The following is a 16150-nucleotide window of genomic DNA, read 5'->3' on the forward strand; positions in this document are numbered from 1 at the left end:
ATGACCATCCATTACAACATCGCAGACTTTACAATATTGAACATTTATAACTTTGATTTAGCATTGATTTAAGTCATCGGATACCCAAATATTTATCACGCTAAACGCTTTCTACAACACTCTCTTTTTCAGTCTCGGTATCATCGGCCAAATGACGGGTAATAAAGTAGCGATAGCCAGCACCACCCAGACAAGCACCAATCAGCGGAGCCACAATTGGAATAATAAAATAGGGAAGCTCACGTGCTCCGGTAAAGCTCACTTTTCCCCAACCCGCCACAAAGGCAAATACTTTAGGACCGAAATCACGCGCTGGATTCATCGCAAAGCCAGTTAAGGGGCCTGTTGCAGCGCCAATCACCGCCACCAAGATCCCAATCAATAACGGCGCCAGCGGCCCTTTGGGAACGCCGTTGCCATCATCAGTTAAGGCTAAAATTAAACCCATTAAGGTCGCAGAAATAATCACTTCTACAGCGGCTGCACGCCAAGTCGGAAGATCGGGATGTGGATAAGTACTAAAAATACTCGCAAGATACAGGCTTTCGTCACTGCCGCGTAGCATATTATGGCTTTGTTCAAACACCGTAAACAGATCCGCATAAATGAAATAGCACACCGCAACCCCAAAGAAAGCACCAGCGACCTGGGCGAGAATGTAAGGTACAACTTTTTGTTTATCAAAGTTGGCAAACAACCATAAACCCACGGTCACCGCAGGATTAAGATGCGCCCCAGAAATTCCCGCGGTTAAGTAAACTGCAAGTGCAATTCCCAAGCCCCATACAATACAAATCTCCCATAAACCAAATTGTGCGCCTGCCAATTTGACTGCGCATAAACAAGCCGCGCCAAAGAACAAAAATAAGCCAGTGCCTAAAAACTCCGCGATACATTGGCCTTTTAATGAATCCTTCATAGCTATTCCTTCACTTCGTATTCTCAGTAAAATTTAATTTGCACCACCATAAATTAATCGCTTTGGTTATTTATATTGTTTCAGCAAGAAATGGATGGTACCCAATAATCACGCTGCTAATGTTAATCCTGAATAATCTTATGTCATGCTAATAAATTGTCATCTATACACTAAGTAAATGTAACTCTGCGCCTTAGGAATGCTAAAAAATTGTTTTAAATACACCTCATCCTAACTTTTATCTTTTATATTCATGGAGATAACACAAAGCCACCGATGCTATTTTTTTGTCATGAACAAATTCTTTAATTGTCGTATAGCTCATGTTTTCGCTATTTATTTAACCAATGTCTCGATTTCAACAAGTCGGACTGAGTGATTTATTCGCCTATCCGAATGACGAGCAAAGCCTTTATATTCCGTCTAAACCTGCAAATTGATGACAAATTTTTATTGTCAGCACCGCAGATTATTTCCATTCCACACCTTCAAATGGACAATTTTTTTGCTTAAACAAAGGCTAGATTAATGCCGAGAGTTTTACTGTCTGTTCACACATAGCAAATATAAATAGAGGTTTATTATGCAACAAGAAGCATTAGGAATGGTTGAAACCAAAGGACTAACCGCCGCAATTGAAGCCGCTGACACCATGGTTAAATCAGCTAACGTCGATTTAGTCGGTTACGAAAAAATTGGCTCAGGCTTAGTCACTGTGATTGTTCGTGGCGATGTAGGTGCTGTGAAAGCTGCCGTTGACGCAGGCTCATCTGCAGCGGCCAATGTTGGTGAAATCGTCGCCACTCATGTAATTCCTCGTCCCCATACTGACGTAGAAAAAATTCTACCAAAAGGACTTGAATAATGAACAGCAACCTGGTCGATACCGTCATGGCTCAGGTGATGGCGAAAGTAAATGATCAAACGGATGTAGCTCCTCCACAACCCAACCAGCAACGAGGCGAAAAAATGGTCGAGAAAACCTGTGGTTTAACAGAATTTGTCGGTACGGCAATTGGCGACACCATTGGCTTAGTCATTGCGAATGTCGATAACGAAGTACTCGACGCGATGAAGCTAGAGAAACGTTACCGCTCTATCGGTATTTTAGGTGCCCGCACCGGTGCAGGCCCGCACATTATGGCAGCCGATGAAGCGGTAAAAAGTACCAACACTGAAGTCGTCAGCATTGAACTACCGCGCGATACCAAAGGTGGCGCAGGTCATGGTTCTTTAATCGTATTTGGCGGCGAAGATGTATCTGACGTAAGACGCGCAATCGAAGTCGCACTTAAAGAACTCGACCGCACCTTTGGCGATGTATATGCCAATGAGGCCGGTCATATTGAGTTGCAATACAGCGCTCGCGCCAGTTACGCCTTAGAGAAAGCCTTTGGAGCCCCACTCGGAAAAGCCTGCGGCATCATTGTTGGCGCCCCTGCGGCTGTTGGCGTATTGATGGCCGATACAGCGGTGAAATCAGCCAATGTTGAAACTGTCGCTTATAGCTCCCCAGCCAACGGAACCAGCTTTAGTAATGAAGCCATCTTAGTGGTTTCTGGTGACTCCGGCGCAGTTCGTCAAGCGGTGATTTCAGCACGTGAAGTTGGCAAAACCCTACTTGCAACAATGGGTGACGAGCCAAGCAACGATCGTCCGTCTTACATCTAAGCCACGCAGAGGTTGTTCCATGAAATCAAAACGATTTGAAGCATTAGCAAAACGCCCGGTCAACCAGGATGGTTTTGTGAAAGAGTGGATCGAAGAAGGGTTTATCGCAATGGATAGCCCGAATGATCCAAAACCATCGATTAAAATAGTCAATGGTGACGTGGTTGAGCTCGATGGCAAAACCAAAGCCGACTTCGATTTAATCGACCATTTTATCGCCCGCTACGGCATTAACTTGGCCAACGCTGAAAAAGTGATGGCAATGGATTCGGTGAAACTCGCCAATATGTTGTGCGATCCGAATGTGCCACGCAAAGAAATTGTGCCACTGACTACCGCGATGACACCCGCCAAGATTGTCCAGGTTATGTCGCATATGAATGTAGTTGAGATGATGATGTCGATGCAGAAAATGCGCGCCAGAAAATCGCCTTCTCAACAAGCTCACGTCACCAACATCAAAGACAACCCAGTACAAATTGCTGCGGATGCTGCCGAAGGTGCACTACGTGGCTTTGATGAACAAGAAACCACCGTGGCGGTTGCCCGTTACGCGCCGTTTAACGCCATTGCCTTACTCGTCGGTTCACAAGTTGGCCGTCCAGGGGTATTGACTCAATGTTCATTAGAAGAAGCCACCGAATTGAAGCTCGGCATGTTAGGCCATACCTGCTATGCCGAAACTATTTCAGTTTATGGTACAGAACCGGTATTTACTGACGGCGATGATACGCCTTGGTCGAAGGGTTTTCTTGCCTCTTCTTATGCCTCTCGTGGCCTAAAAATGCGTTTTACCTCTGGCAGTGGCTCAGAAGTTCAAATGGGTTATGCCGAAGGCAAATCGATGCTATATCTGGAAGCGCGGTGTATCTACATCACCAAAGCAGCCGGTGTTCAAGGCTTACAAAATGGCTCTGTGAGCTGTATTGGTGTTCCTTCAGCGGTCCCTTCAGGTATTCGTGCAGTATTGGCCGAAAACTTAATTTGTTCAGCGCTAGATTTAGAATGTGCATCGAGTAATGACCAAACCTTTACCCACTCAGATATGCGCCGTACCGCGCGCTTATTGATGCAGTTTCTGCCTGGAACTGACTTTATTTCTTCTGGTTATTCAGCAACGCCAAACTACGACAACATGTTTGCCGGTTCTAACGAAGATGCCGAAGATTTCGATGATTACAACGTAATTCAACGCGACTTAAAAGTTGACGGCGGATTAAACCCAGTGCGTGAAGAAGATGTGGTGGCGACTCGTAACAAAGCTGCCCGCGCCTTACAAGCCATCTTCAAAGGCATGGGTCTACCAGCCATCACCGATGAAGAAGTGACGGCAGCTACTTACGCTCACGGCTCTAAAGATATGCCAGAACGCAACATGGTTGAAGACATTAAAGCAGCACAAGAAATCATTGATCAAAACCGGACGGGTTTAGAAGTAGTGCAAGCCTTGGCAAAAGGTGGTTTCGAAGATATCGCGCAAAATATGTTGGATATCCAAAAAGCTAAACTAAGCGGCGATTACTTGCATACCTCAGCCATCATCGTTGGCGACAACCAAGTCCTTTCTGCAGTCAATCATCTCAATGACTATGCCGGACCCGGTACCGGTTATCAACTTGAAGGTGAGCGTTGGGAACTGTTGAAGAACATTCCAAATGCCTTAGACCCGAATGAGTTTAATTAAGGAAGCTGACTATGGAAATCAATGAAAAACTATTGCGTCAGATTATTGAAGACGTAATCGGCAACATGCAAACGCAGCCGCAAGCGGTGTCGTTTGATAGCACGCCGAATCAGCGTGCAAGCTCAGGCTTTTTACAAGACATGGGCGAAGCAAAAATCAGTACCAAACGTGATGAAGTTGTCATTGCGGTTGGTCCAGCCTTTGGCTTATCACAAACCGAAAGCATTGTTGGCGTGCCGCACCAAGCGATTTTACGCGAAATGATTGCAGGTATTGAAGAAGAAGGTCTCAGTGCGCGCGTGGTACGTTGCTTTAAATCATCGGATGTGGCCTTTGTTGCCGTGGAAGGTGAAGAGTTATGTGGTTCTGGTATTTGCGTGGGGATCCAATCTAAGGGCACCACCGTGATTCACCAAAAAGGCTTGCCACCACTTTCTAACTTAGAGCTATTTCCACAGGCACCTTTGCTCACCCAGGAAACCTATCGCCACATAGGTAAAAACGCCGCCAAATATGCAAAAGGTGAAACACCACAACCGGTGCCTACCATGAACGATCAGATGGCGCGACCTAAGTATCAAGCCAAATCTGCGGTCTTACATATCAAAGAAACCAAACATGTGGTGACTGGTAAAAAAGCCGTCGAACTGAAAGTTGCCGTTTAATAAGGATGATGAAATGAATTCAGAAGCGATTGAATCAATGGTTCGAGACGTGCTGGAAAAAATGACCAACCAGCAAGCCTCGATACCGAGTGCCAGTGCAACACCGAAGAGTTCCGGCGGTGTCACAGTGGATGATTACCCTTTAGTCACCAAACATCCTGACTGGATCAAAACCCCAACTGGTAAAACCGCCGAAGACATCACGCTTGCCAACGTGTTAAACGGCTCGGTAACCAATCAGGACATGCGGATCACCCCTGAAATTTTAAGAATTCAGGCTGAGGTCGCAAGAGATGCTGGGCGTGATCGACTCGCGCTCAACTTCGAGCGTGCCGCTGAACTCACCGCGGTACCCGATGACAAGGTATTAGATATTTACAATGCCCTGCGTCCTTACCGCTCAAGCAAGCAAGAGCTAATGGACATTGCTCAAGAGTTAGAGAGCAAGTACCAAGCAAAAATCTGTGCCGATTTTGTTAGAGAAGCAGCAGAACTCTACGTACCGAGAAAGAAACTGAAAGGCGACAACTAATTTCTTTTTCATTCGACAGATTATTTGAAAATAAAAACGGAAAGATTATGAGCTACATTGTTGGTGTTGATATTGGCAACTCATCCACAGAAGTCACTTTAGCAAAACAAAGTGAGGGTAATGAGGTGCAGTTCATCTGTGCTTCGATTACCGAAACGACTGGGATCAAAGGCACTAAACAAAACCTCATGGGGATTTATAAAGCGCTAAATCAATTAGTCGCCAAAGCTGGGATCGCCCTCGAGGATCTTAATCTTATCCGTATTAACGAAGCCACGCCGGTGATCGGTGATGTTGCCATGGAGATGATTACCGAAACCATCATCACCGAGTCAACCATGATCGGCCACAACCCTAAAACGCCTGGCGGTTTAGGGGTTGGCGTAGGCATCACGATTACCTTTGATGAATTATTAAAGCGCGACAGTTCAGAACCTTATCTGCTGGTAGTGCCAAAAAATATCGACTTTGCCGATGCCGCCCAGATGATCAATGCCGCCAGTCAAGCGGGTTACCAGATTGTCGGTGCAATTCTACAAAATGACGATGGCGTGTTGGTCAATAACCGCCTCGACAAAGTGATTCCAATCGTTGACGAGGTCAGCTTCATTGAGAAAATCCCGATGGGGATGCGCGCCGCAATTGAAGTTGCCCAGCAAGGCCAAGTGATTAAAACTCTGGCCAATCCTTATGGAATTGCCACCCTATTTTCACTCAGTGCCGAAGAGACCAAAAGCGTGGTGCCGGTAGCGCGCGCCTTAATTGGTACGCGTTCGGCGGTGGTGGTTAAAACGCCCAAAGGCGATGTGAAAGCGCGGACCATTCCCGCTGGACAACTTTCCTTATTTAGTCGCGGTCGTAGTCTCAATATTGATATTACCCAAGGTAGCGAAGCGATCATGGACGCTGTTACCTCATTTGAACACTTAGATAATGCTTCCGGTGAAGCTGGCACCAACATTGGTGGCATGTTAGAGAATGTTCGCCAAACCATGGCCGAACTCACCAATAAACCCAGCAACGAAGTATTTATTCAAGACTTACTGGCGGTTGATACCTTTGTCCCCATGAATGTACAAGGCGGTCTGGCTGGTGAATTTTCCTTAGAGCATGCCGTGGGTATCGCCTCCATGGTGAAATCAGATCATCTACAGATGGCCCGCATCGCTGAAGAGATCCATCACACCCTAAACATCGAGGTACAAATTGGAGGGGCCGAAGCCGAAGCAGCTATTTTAGGTGCACTCACTACCCCTGGTACCGATAAACCGATGGCGATCCTCGACTTAGGCGCGGGTTCTACCGATGCCTCCATCATAAATGGCAAAGGCGACATCATTGCCATCCACTTAGCGGGTGCTGGTGAAATGGTCACCATGATCATTGCCGCTGAATTGGATTTACAAGACCGCTACTTAGCCGAAGACATCAAACGTTATCCGCTCGCGAAAGTCGAAAGCCTATTCCATATTCGTCACGAAGATGGCTCAGTTCAATTCTTCGATAAAGCGCTGCCTTCGGAAGTTTTTGCCCGAGTGGTAGTGGTCAAAGAAGACAACTTTATCCCGCTTGATGGTGAACTCACCTTAGAAAAAGTGAAGGCCATCCGGCAAAGCGCTAAATCTCGGGTTTTTGTCACTAATTCTCTGCGCGCTCTCAAGTCCGTGAGCCCTACGGGCAACATTCGCGATATACCTTTCGTGGTTTTGGTCGGCGGCTCTTCACTCGACTTCGAAGTGCCACAATTGGTGACCGACGCCCTTGCCCATTACCAACTGGTTGCAGGCCAAGGCAATGTTCGTGGCTGTGAAGGGCCACGCAACGCGGTTGCCACGGGTTTAATTTTGTCTTTAGCTAAAAGAGACCCCACCAATGACATTGAATAACAAGCCCAGCATCTTGATATGTAGTTCGGAAATTGACTTTCCAGAAACATGGCAACAAGTACTTTTAGGGATTGAAGAAGAAGGGATCCCCTACCAAATTCGCCAAGATGATGAACCGCAAATAAACCATCGAGCCTATCGTGCTGCACAAGCATCAGCGCTGGCGGTGGGCATTGCCTGCTCATCACAGGAATTGATCGTACATCATCGTAACTTACCCGAACAGCAACCTTTGTTTCGAGCGCAATTAACGCCCACACCGCCACCAAGTCAACTCAGAGATTTGGGGAGCAATGCGGCACGCTTAGTCAAAGGTATTCCGTTTAAGAACACGCTTTACCAGCAAGGAGAATAACAGGTGAAAGTCTCTCTCGGTTTATTAGAAGTGAAAGGATTAGCGCTCGCCATCAATACCGCCGATGCCATGGCCAAATCGGCAGCTATTCGCATCGCTGATGTAGAAAGCAGCAAGGGCTCTGGCTGGACATTGATCAAAATTACCGGTGATGTTGCAGCAGTACAAGCAGCCATTAGCACTGGCGCAGCTCTCGCTGAAAAATGCGCAGGTTTGGTCTCGAAAAAAGTTTTATCTCGCCCAGACGTGAAGCTGCTGGCAATGACAATACCCACTCCCGCTAAGCCAAAAGCCGCGCCAGCTGCCAATAAAGTGAAAGCGAGTCGCGTGACCAAAGCCGCAAGCCCTGCCGCTGCAATCATTGACCAGCCAGAGCCAACAGTGGAACCAACCGCTGTCGTCACCGAATTGCCGGAGCAACATGCGGAGCCGGTCACTGCAAGCACAGAGCCGCCTGAGCCAACAGCGGAGCCAGCCGCTACAAACACTGAACAGCCTGAACAAGCGCCAGAATTAGCAGCAACGGAATTCGATGCCGAACAAAATCAACAAACCGAGTCGGCACAAATCGCCAGCTGTAACTTATGTCACGACATCGCTTGTCCAAGAAAAAAAGGCGAGCCAAGACGAGACTGTATTAATGGAGGAAAAGTGAAATGATTGACGAAATACTCGTCAGAAAAACCATTGAAAATGTGATGCTTGAAATGCGCAATCGGCCAATTCCGGTCGGTATTTCTAACCGTCATATTCATCTTGCAGCAGCCGATTTTCAACAACTATTTCCTGGCCGTGATTTAACGGTCAAAAAGATGTTACTGCAACCCGGTCAGTATGCCGCCGAAGAAATCGTCACCCTTTGCGGTCCTAAAGGCTGTATTGAAAGGGTACGAGTACTCGGCCCATTGCGCAGTAAAACTCAAGTGGAATTATCGGCCACCGATGCCCGTAGCATTGGGGTAAAAGCGCCCTTGCGTTTATCTGGGCAGCTCAAAGACACGCCTGGCGTCAAACTGGTCAGTGAATTCGGCGAAGTAATGCTGGAACAAGGTGTCATTGTGGCCCTACGCCACATCCATATGTCGCCAGTCGATGCCCTGCTCTATCAAGTAGAAGACGGCGATTCTGTGAAAATTGCCATTGAAGGCACCCAGCGCAAAGCCATCTTTGATGACGTAGCCATTCGCGTTTCTCCCGATATGAAGCTTGAAATGCATATCGATACCGATGAGGCCAATGCCGCCGATGTTGGCAGTGGTTCCGCCTTCGCGATTTTGCTCAAATAAGCATGGAGTCTAGTGTGAGTACTCAAGCCTTAAACATAAGCCACTTGGTCGATGCCGTGCTGCAACAACTTCAGCAAAGGGAAGGCTCAATCTATCAAGTCGACCTCGATATCTTAGCCAAGGGCCTATCGGCGTCTACTTATGCTTGTCACAGCCATTTAGCCTTGTGCTTAGCCGATTTACAGTTTTTGCAACAACTGGCATCCGCGGGCAAACGCCAAGTGACGCCAGCAGCCGTGATGACTCTGTTAGATGCCTTTGCCTATGGCATCAAACTCAACATCAGCGTGCATCAACAGCTGCTCCCAGCACTGCCGATCCAAGGCTTAAGTGTATTGCCAGTTGCGCTGAGTGATCAGCACGGCGCAACCATTCATCTAGACACTCGGGCACTAATTAGTTACCAGCATGTCGCGCAACTCAACGGAAAATGGCTGGTCACGCCCAAGCTGAGTTTAGTCACGCAGTTAGCCAAGGACTACTTGGTTCAACGTCATATTCAACTGATTAAAACGGAGTAAATCATGCAATTAGCAAAAGTCGTCGGTTCCGTTGTTTCGACTCAAAAATCACCGTCTTTAGTGGGTAAGAAGTTGCTAATCGTACGCCGAGTGAATGGTGACCAACAACAGCGAGCGAATCCCGAATGGTCAGATGAAATCGCCGTGGATTGTGTTGGTGCAGGCGAAGGTGAATTGGTATTTGTCACCCGCAGTTCATCCGCCAGAATGATTGTGGATGGTGCCAACGAAGCGGTTGATTTAGCCGTTTGCGGCATCGTCGACTCCCTCAGTTATCAACAAGGAGCCTAGCCTGCGATGAGTATTTACACCAAACAAGGCGATGCTGGTTCAACTTCATTAGTGGGCGGCGTGCGAGTGCATAAATCAGACATCAGAGTCGATGCCTACGGCACCGTAGACGAACTGAATGCGAGCCTGAGCCTGGCCAGCAAAGCGATGCGAGATGCCAGTAACATCCAGCTGATAGAAGCGATTGAACACCAACTATTTTACTTAGGTGCCGAAGTTGCTAGTGCCGATAACAGTCCAATAAAAGCCAATCAACGCTTGCTGGAGGCCGAACATATCACGGCTATGGAACAAGCCATTGACCGCTGTATGTCTGCCCTCCCCCCAGTCAACAGTTTCGTATTGCCCGGTAGCTCTGAAGCAGGTAGTCGACTTCATGTTAGCCGAACCATTGCACGCCGCGCCGAACGACGTTTGGTTGAGCTTGCCCAATTCACCGAGCTACGACCACTGTTGCTGAAATACATCAATCGCTTGTCTGATCTCTTGTATGCCATCGCTCGCTTCGAAGATCAGCAAGTTTTATACAGTGAAGTGGTTGAACGAGTGATTGCTGAATACCTCAAGGCCAGTACCAACACATCGACCCCCGACACTCTGCCAGAAAATGCATCGGTTAAGCTGGCTGAACATTCTCTAGGATTTGTTACCGTGCATCGCATCATGCAGCAAGCCGTTGCTGCTGCCTTGAAACATCAAGTGCCGATCGTGATTGCCGTTGTGGATCAACACGGCAACATGATTATGAGCTACCGGATGCCTGACGCCCTATTGGTGAGCAGCGAATTGGCACCAAAGAAAGCCTATAGTGCGATCGCCCTAAAAAGCCCAACCCATCAGCTTTCCGCCCTAGTTCAACCGGGCCAAGATTTGTATCAATTGGAAACCATTTGCGATGGCAAAATCGTCACCTTTGGCGGTGGTTTCCCTTTGTATCAAGCACACCAATTAATCGGTGCCATCGGCATTAGCGGTGGCAGCGTCACACAAGACATAGATATCGCTCTCGCAGCGATCCGTGGTTTAGATTTAGAGGATAAATAACAATGGACACAATGGAATTAGAAAACATCGTTCGCAGTATTATCAGCGAAAAATTTGCGCAAGCGCCAAGCCCAGAATCGAACGACAGCGGAAGCATCGCGCTATTTGATGATGTTGACTGTGCCATTCAAGCTACAAGTCAAGCTTACAAGCGCTACCAACAATGCCCGCTAAAAACCCGTAGTGCGATCATCGATGCCTTTCGCAAAGAGCTTGCACCGCTGATCCCTAAACTATCTGCTGATGCGGCGGCCGAAACCGGCATGGGTTGTAGCGAACACAAGATCCTAAAGAATCAAGCAGCCTTAGATAATACCCCAGGGGTGGAAGATTTAACAACTCAAGCGCTCACTGGTGACGGCGGTATGGTGTTATTTGAATACTCACCTTTCGGTGTCATTGGCTCTATTTCTCCCAGTACCAACCCTACCGAAACCATTATCAATAACTGTATTAGCATGCTGGCAGCGGGCAATACCGTGTACTTCTCGCCTCACCCCGGAGCCAAACAAGTATCACTGTGGTTAATTCAAAAAATGGAAGCGATTGCCTTTAAAGCTTGTGGTATTCGCAATCTGGTGGTGACCACCAAACAGCCGAGCATTGAAGCGACTCAAGCCATGATGGCCCACCCCGATATCGCCTTATTAGCAGTCACCGGTGGCCCAGCGATTGTCGCCTCAGCCATGAAAACTGGTAAAAAAGTGATTGGTGCAGGTGCCGGTAACCCTCCTTGTTTGGTAGACGAAACCGCAGAAATTATTAATGCGGCTCAAAGTATCGTAGCGGGCGCTTCTCTGGACTACAACCTGCCTTGTATTGCAGAGAAATCGGTGGTGGTGGTAGACAGTGTTGCCGACCAATTGATCCAACAAATGCAGGCCTTTGGCGCTTACTTGGTGAGCAAGCCTGAAGATATTCAGCGTTTGCACGATACCTGTTTTAAAGGGACCACCGTGAATAAAGCGTTTGTTGGTAAAAGCCCTGCAGCTATTTTGCAGGCTGCCGGTATTCATTGCCCCGAAAAAGAACCAGAACTGGTAATTTTTGAAGCCGAAGCAAATGACTTATTTGTGCTGGAAGAACAGTTAATGCCAGTGATGCCAGTAGTTCGTGTGAAAGACTTTGAAGCGGGCTTAGCGCTTTCTCTGCGCATTGAAAACAACTTACATCATACCGCGATCATGCATTCACAAAATGTCTCTCGCTTAAACAAAGTTGCCCAGATGATGCAAACCTCTATTTTCGTTAAAAATGGTCCTTCTTACGGCGGGATTGGAGTCGGCGCAGAGGGTTTCACCACCTTTACGATTGCCACTCCAACGGGTGAAGGAACCACTTCGGCAAGAAGCTTTGCTCGCAGTCGTCGTTGTGTGTTGCATAACGGATTTTCCATTCGCTAATTGATGTTAAGAGATAGGCTCATGAAAAAGTTTTCGGTTAAAACTCGGGTATACAGTGGCATTGGCAGCCTCGAATATCTAAAGCGTTTCAAAGATAAAAAGATCTGGATTGTCTGTGATGGCTTTTTAGCCACCAGCCCTTTGTATACACGTTTAGCCGGGTTGTTGGAGCAGCATAATCAGCTCTTTCTATTTTCAGAGATCACTGCCGATCCGGATATCTCGACCATCGTCAAGGGGATCGCTGAACTACAGAAAATACAACCTCAAATCATTATTGGCTTTGGTGGCGGCTCGGCGATTGACGCCGCCAAAGCGATCCGCTTTTTTGTGGAACAAAGCCAGAGCCTGCCTTTGGAAGCTTGCATCGCGATCCCAACGACTAGTGGCACGGGCTCGGAGGTGACTTCGGCAACCGTGATTAGCGACAAGCAAAAAGGGATAAAATATCCACTATTTCATCCCAGTATTTTCCCAACCATTGCGATCCTCGATCCCGAATTGGTGCTAACCGTCCCCGCTGAGATCACCGCCAATACCGGCATGGATGTACTCACTCACGCCATTGAAGCCTATGTATCTAAAGATGCCAACGATTTTGCCGATGCCTTGGCTGAGAAAGCAGTACAAACCATCTTTCAATACTTACCAACGGCCTATGTGAACGGCCAATGCATCGCCACTCGGAACAAGGTGCATAACGCCTCTAGCATGGCTGGTATGGCATTTAGTCAGGCCGGACTGGGACTGAACCATGCTATTGCTCACCAATTGGGCGGTCAGTTTAAGCTGGCGCATGGTTTAGCCAACGCAATTTTACTGCCGCATGTGATCCGGCATAACGCCAAGGACATTCGTGCCCGTAAGCGCTACGCCAGACTGGCGAAACATTGCCAACTCAGCCCCAAATCACTGAACGATATGGCAGCCGTCAATCAGTTGATTTTTCATATAAATCAACTTCTTCAACAGCTTAAAATAAAATCGTCGCTGCGCAAGTTGGGGATCTATGAAAGCAAAGTGAAGGAAAAACTAGCCACCATCATTAGTGCCACCCATGCCGATAGTACACTCAGTACTAATCCTTGTGCGGTGAGCGATAAAGACATTCGACATATTGTAGAGGCGATCTTATGAGTAATGCTTCCACTACGATTGCTGAAATGACCGACACCAATCAGCAGATCGTCGAAAAAACGCTTGCTCAAACTAATTCAGAGCAGATGCTAAAACAAGTTCGTCAAGCAGGTATCGTGGGCGCCGGCGGCGCGGGCTTTCCAACTTACGTGAAGCTACAAGCCAAGGCAGAGATCTTCTTAGTGAATGCGGCAGAATGTGAGCCGATGTTAAAAGTAGATCAACAATTAATGGCACAACACCCAGACAAGCTGATCCGAGGCCTGCTCTACGGGATGTTTCTGACTGGCGCCAAACAGGGCATTATCGCTCTCAAACAGAAGTATCAAGCTGCCATTAATGCACTCACACCGCAACTGCCGGACAACATTCGGATCCACATCTTGCCCGATGTTTATCCCGCAGGGGATGAAGTGATTACCATCTGGTTTGCTACCGGACGGCGAGTGCCACCTGCGGCATTGCCAATTAGCGTTGGGGTATTGGTGAATAATGTGCAAACCCTGATGCAAGTCGCGGATGCCTTGGAACAAGATAAAACCGTGACTCAACGTACTTTAACCGTGAATGGCGCCGTAAACAAAGCACTCACGGTGACCGTGCCGATTGGGATTAGTTTGGCCGAAGTGCTCAATTTGGCTGGAGGCACGAGCATCGCCAATCCAGCTTACATTGTTGGCGGCCCAATGATGGGCAAAATGATTGAAGATCTCAATCAACCAGTCACTAAAACCACTGGTGGCCTGCTAGTACTACCGCAAGATCATATTCTCATCCAACGCCAAACCCGGTCTTTAGACGCCATTATGAATATGGCTCGAAATGTATGTGAGCAATGCCGGATGTGTACCGAGCTTTGCCCAAGACACTTGGTGGGCCATGAATTATCACCTAGCGAAATCGTTAAAGCCGTGTGTTATGAAAAAGTGGCGCAACCTTCGGTCTTATTATCTGCATTGACCTGTTCTGAATGTGGTATTTGCGAAGCCTATGCCTGCCCGGTTGAGATTTCACCAATGCGAGTCAATCGGATGCTCAAGCAGCAATTTAGACAACAGGGGATGAAATATGAGGGCGAACTTCACCCAGCAGACCCAATGATTGACTATCGTTTTGTGCCGATTAAACGTTTGGTCTCACGATTAAACTTAGAGGCCTACAATCACGACGCGCCACTGCAGCCTTTAAACTGGCAGCCTAAGCAAGTCATCATCCCAGTGCAACAACATATTGGGCAACCTTCAACCCCCATTGTTCAGGTTGGCGATAGTGTCAGCCAGGGCCAATGCATCGCCATGCCTGATGAGCAAGCCTTAGGCGTCGCCATTCATGCCAGCCTAGCGGGTACCGTTCGTCAGGTTTCGACCAGCAGCATTCACATCGTAGGGGAGTAACACATGTATCACGCAATTGGCTTAGTTGAACTCAGTAGTATCGCCAAAGGCATAGAAGCCAGCGACCTTATGCTAAAAAGTGCCAATGTTGAATTATTGTTGGCCAAAACCATCTGCCCCGGCAAATACATCGTATTGGTGGGCGGGGAAATTGGCGCAGTCAAACAAGCGGTAGAAAACGGCAAACATGCCAGTGGCCATCTTTGTGTCGATAGCTTTGTGATCGCTAACGTACACGCTTCGGTCTTGCCCGCCCTGAGTGGGGTGAGTGAAGTGAATCATAAAAAAGCCGTGGGAGTGGTTGAAACCTACAGTGTTGCAGCCTGTATCACCGCCGCCGACAGTGCGGTGAAATCGGCCAATGTACAACTGGTAAGGATCCATATGGCCTTTGGTATTGGCGGAAAGTGCTACATGGTGCTCAACGGCGAAATTGCCGATGTAAAAACCGCAGTGACCTCGGCTTCCCAAGATGCCGGCAGTCAGGGTTTACTGGTACAAAACTGCGTTATACCTAAGCCCGATAAAGCCCTATGGCAAAGCTTGCTGTAAACGCAAAAGGATTTCCATCATGCAAAACGATAGCAAAGAGCGCGTCATTCAAGAGTATGTACCGGGTAAACAAATCACCCTGGTGCACCTCATCGCGAACCCCAATAAAATGCTTTATAAAAAATTGGGCTTAAACAATCAGTCTAATGCCATTGGTATTATGACCATCACGCCCAGTGAGGCCGCCATTATCGCAGGAGACATCGCCACAAAATCTGGGGCCATCGAGCTCGGCTTTGTCGACCGATTCACCGGTTCGGTGGTGATCACTGGTGATGTCTCATCAGTAGAGTATGCCTTAAAACAAGTCATATACACCCTTGGTGACATGATGAAATTCAGTGCTTGCCAACTCACGCGGACTTAAAATGATGCCGAAACGATTGATGTTAATCGGCCAAAGTGAATGTGGCAAAACCACGTTGATCCAAAGCTTACAGCAACAACCACTGCACTATCAAAAGACTCAAACCTTAGACTTTGTGTCGAGTGCCATCGATACGCCCGGTGAATACTTGGAGAACCCACGCCTCTATAGCGCCTTAATCAATGCTTCTTACGATGCTGATGTGATTGCCTTTGTCCAAAGCGCCAGCAACCCCTACAGTATTTTTGCGCCCCAATTTGCCTCCGCTTTTAATAAGCCGGTGATAGGCGTGGTGACTAAAGTTGACACCTTAGCGACCTCTGCCACTGAAGCAGCCCAACAACAACTGGAAAATGCCGGTGTTAGCTGCCTATTTAAAACATCCTCTTACCAGCATGTTGGTATTCACCAACTTCGCCAATACCTCAACTGGAGTTAACGGA

At 47.8% G+C, this 16150-nt stretch carries 19 protein-coding genes; 18 read left to right on the top strand and 1 reads right to left on the bottom strand.

Annotated elements, in window-relative coordinates:
• Window positions 1-100: 100 nt before the first annotated feature.
• Window positions 101-919, bottom strand: coding sequence for an MIP/aquaporin family protein (locus tag ACRRS1_RS15005; RefSeq protein ID WP_432452382.1), 819 nt, complete (start codon window positions 917-919; stop codon window positions 101-103).
• 583 nt (window positions 920-1502) lie between these two features.
• Between ACRRS1_RS15005 and pduA the strand changes: the two genes are divergently transcribed.
• From pduA to ACRRS1_RS15095, 18 genes are read left to right on the top strand one after another with little or no spacing between them, the layout of a single operon-like run.
• Entirely contained in the window at window positions 1503-1784 is a 282-nt protein-coding gene (gene pduA / locus ACRRS1_RS15010; RefSeq protein ID WP_432452381.1) for a propanediol utilization microcompartment protein PduA, read from the top strand.
• Window positions 1784-2590 carry a propanediol utilization microcompartment protein PduB gene (pduB, locus tag ACRRS1_RS15015; protein WP_432459771.1) on the top strand — a complete coding sequence of 269 codons (807 nt, stop codon included), beginning with the start codon at window positions 1784-1786 and terminating at the stop codon, window positions 2588-2590. The genes pduA and pduB overlap by 1 nt, the downstream gene beginning before the upstream one ends.
• Before the next feature lie 19 nt (window positions 2591-2609).
• Entirely contained in the window at window positions 2610-4274 is a 1665-nt protein-coding gene (gene pduC, locus ACRRS1_RS15020; protein ID WP_432452379.1) for a propanediol dehydratase large subunit PduC, read from the top strand.
• An 11-nt stretch (window positions 4275-4285) separates the two neighbouring features.
• A complete protein-coding gene (locus tag ACRRS1_RS15025; RefSeq protein WP_432452378.1) occupies window positions 4286-4939 on the top strand; it encodes a propanediol/glycerol family dehydratase medium subunit in 654 nt (217 codons plus the stop codon).
• A gap of 13 nt (window positions 4940-4952) precedes the next feature.
• A complete protein-coding gene (gene pduE, locus ACRRS1_RS15030) occupies window positions 4953-5471 on the top strand; it encodes a propanediol dehydratase small subunit PduE (RefSeq protein ID WP_432452377.1) in 519 nt (172 codons plus the stop codon).
• Between the two features lie 47 nt (window positions 5472-5518).
• Window positions 5519-7357, top strand: a complete 1839-nt coding sequence (locus tag ACRRS1_RS15035; RefSeq protein ID WP_432459772.1) for a diol dehydratase reactivase subunit alpha — start codon at window positions 5519-5521, stop codon at window positions 7355-7357.
• A complete protein-coding gene (locus tag ACRRS1_RS15040) occupies window positions 7344-7712 on the top strand; it encodes a glycerol dehydratase reactivase beta/small subunit family protein (RefSeq protein ID WP_432459773.1) in 369 nt (122 codons plus the stop codon). The genes ACRRS1_RS15035 and ACRRS1_RS15040 overlap by 14 nt, the downstream gene beginning before the upstream one ends.
• Before the next feature lie 3 nt (window positions 7713-7715).
• Complete coding sequence (locus ACRRS1_RS15045) at window positions 7716-8372, top strand: BMC domain-containing protein (RefSeq protein ID WP_432467469.1); 657 nt, start codon at window positions 7716-7718, stop codon at window positions 8370-8372.
• On the top strand, window positions 8369-8998 hold the full coding sequence (locus tag ACRRS1_RS15050) for a phosphate propanoyltransferase (RefSeq protein ID WP_432452373.1): 630 nt from the start codon (window positions 8369-8371) through the stop codon (window positions 8996-8998). The genes ACRRS1_RS15045 and ACRRS1_RS15050 overlap by 4 nt, the downstream gene beginning before the upstream one ends.
• 14 nt (window positions 8999-9012) lie before the next feature.
• On the top strand, window positions 9013-9519 hold the full coding sequence (pduM, locus tag ACRRS1_RS15055) for a PduM family microcompartment protein (RefSeq protein WP_432467468.1): 507 nt from the start codon (window positions 9013-9015) through the stop codon (window positions 9517-9519).
• A gap of 3 nt (window positions 9520-9522) precedes the next feature.
• Window positions 9523-9810, top strand: coding sequence for a EutN/CcmL family microcompartment protein (locus tag ACRRS1_RS15060; RefSeq protein WP_432452371.1), 288 nt, complete (start codon window positions 9523-9525; stop codon window positions 9808-9810).
• A gap of 6 nt (window positions 9811-9816) precedes the next feature.
• Window positions 9817-10854 carry a cob(I)yrinic acid a,c-diamide adenosyltransferase gene (locus ACRRS1_RS15065; RefSeq protein WP_432467467.1) on the top strand — a complete coding sequence of 346 codons (1038 nt, stop codon included), beginning with the start codon at window positions 9817-9819 and terminating at the stop codon, window positions 10852-10854.
• Window positions 10855-10856: 2 nt separating this feature from the next.
• On the top strand, window positions 10857-12257 hold the full coding sequence (locus tag ACRRS1_RS15070; protein ID WP_432452369.1) for an aldehyde dehydrogenase family protein: 1401 nt from the start codon (window positions 10857-10859) through the stop codon (window positions 12255-12257).
• 21 nt (window positions 12258-12278) lie between these two features.
• Entirely contained in the window at window positions 12279-13394 is a 1116-nt protein-coding gene (locus ACRRS1_RS15075) for a 1-propanol dehydrogenase PduQ (RefSeq protein ID WP_432459775.1), read from the top strand.
• On the top strand, window positions 13391-14788 hold the full coding sequence (locus tag ACRRS1_RS15080; protein WP_432463606.1) for a 4Fe-4S dicluster domain-containing protein: 1398 nt from the start codon (window positions 13391-13393) through the stop codon (window positions 14786-14788). The genes ACRRS1_RS15075 and ACRRS1_RS15080 overlap by 4 nt, the downstream gene beginning before the upstream one ends.
• A gap of 3 nt (window positions 14789-14791) precedes the next feature.
• Window positions 14792-15340, top strand: a complete 549-nt coding sequence (locus ACRRS1_RS15085; protein ID WP_432459778.1) for a BMC domain-containing protein — start codon at window positions 14792-14794, stop codon at window positions 15338-15340.
• A gap of 19 nt (window positions 15341-15359) precedes the next feature.
• Window positions 15360-15707 carry an ethanolamine utilization microcompartment protein EutS gene (eutS, locus tag ACRRS1_RS15090; RefSeq protein ID WP_432452365.1) on the top strand — a complete coding sequence of 116 codons (348 nt, stop codon included), beginning with the start codon at window positions 15360-15362 and terminating at the stop codon, window positions 15705-15707.
• A gap of 1 nt (window position 15708) precedes the next feature.
• Window positions 15709-16146 (top strand): EutP/PduV family microcompartment system protein, encoded by a 438-nt coding sequence (locus tag ACRRS1_RS15095; protein WP_432452364.1) that lies wholly within the window; start codon window positions 15709-15711, stop codon window positions 16144-16146.
• Window positions 16147-16150: the final 4 nt, after the last annotated feature.

This window comes from Agarivorans sp. Z349TD_8, from assembly GCF_050870825.2.
Classification (GTDB): Bacteria; Pseudomonadota; Gammaproteobacteria; order Enterobacterales; family Celerinatantimonadaceae; genus Agarivorans.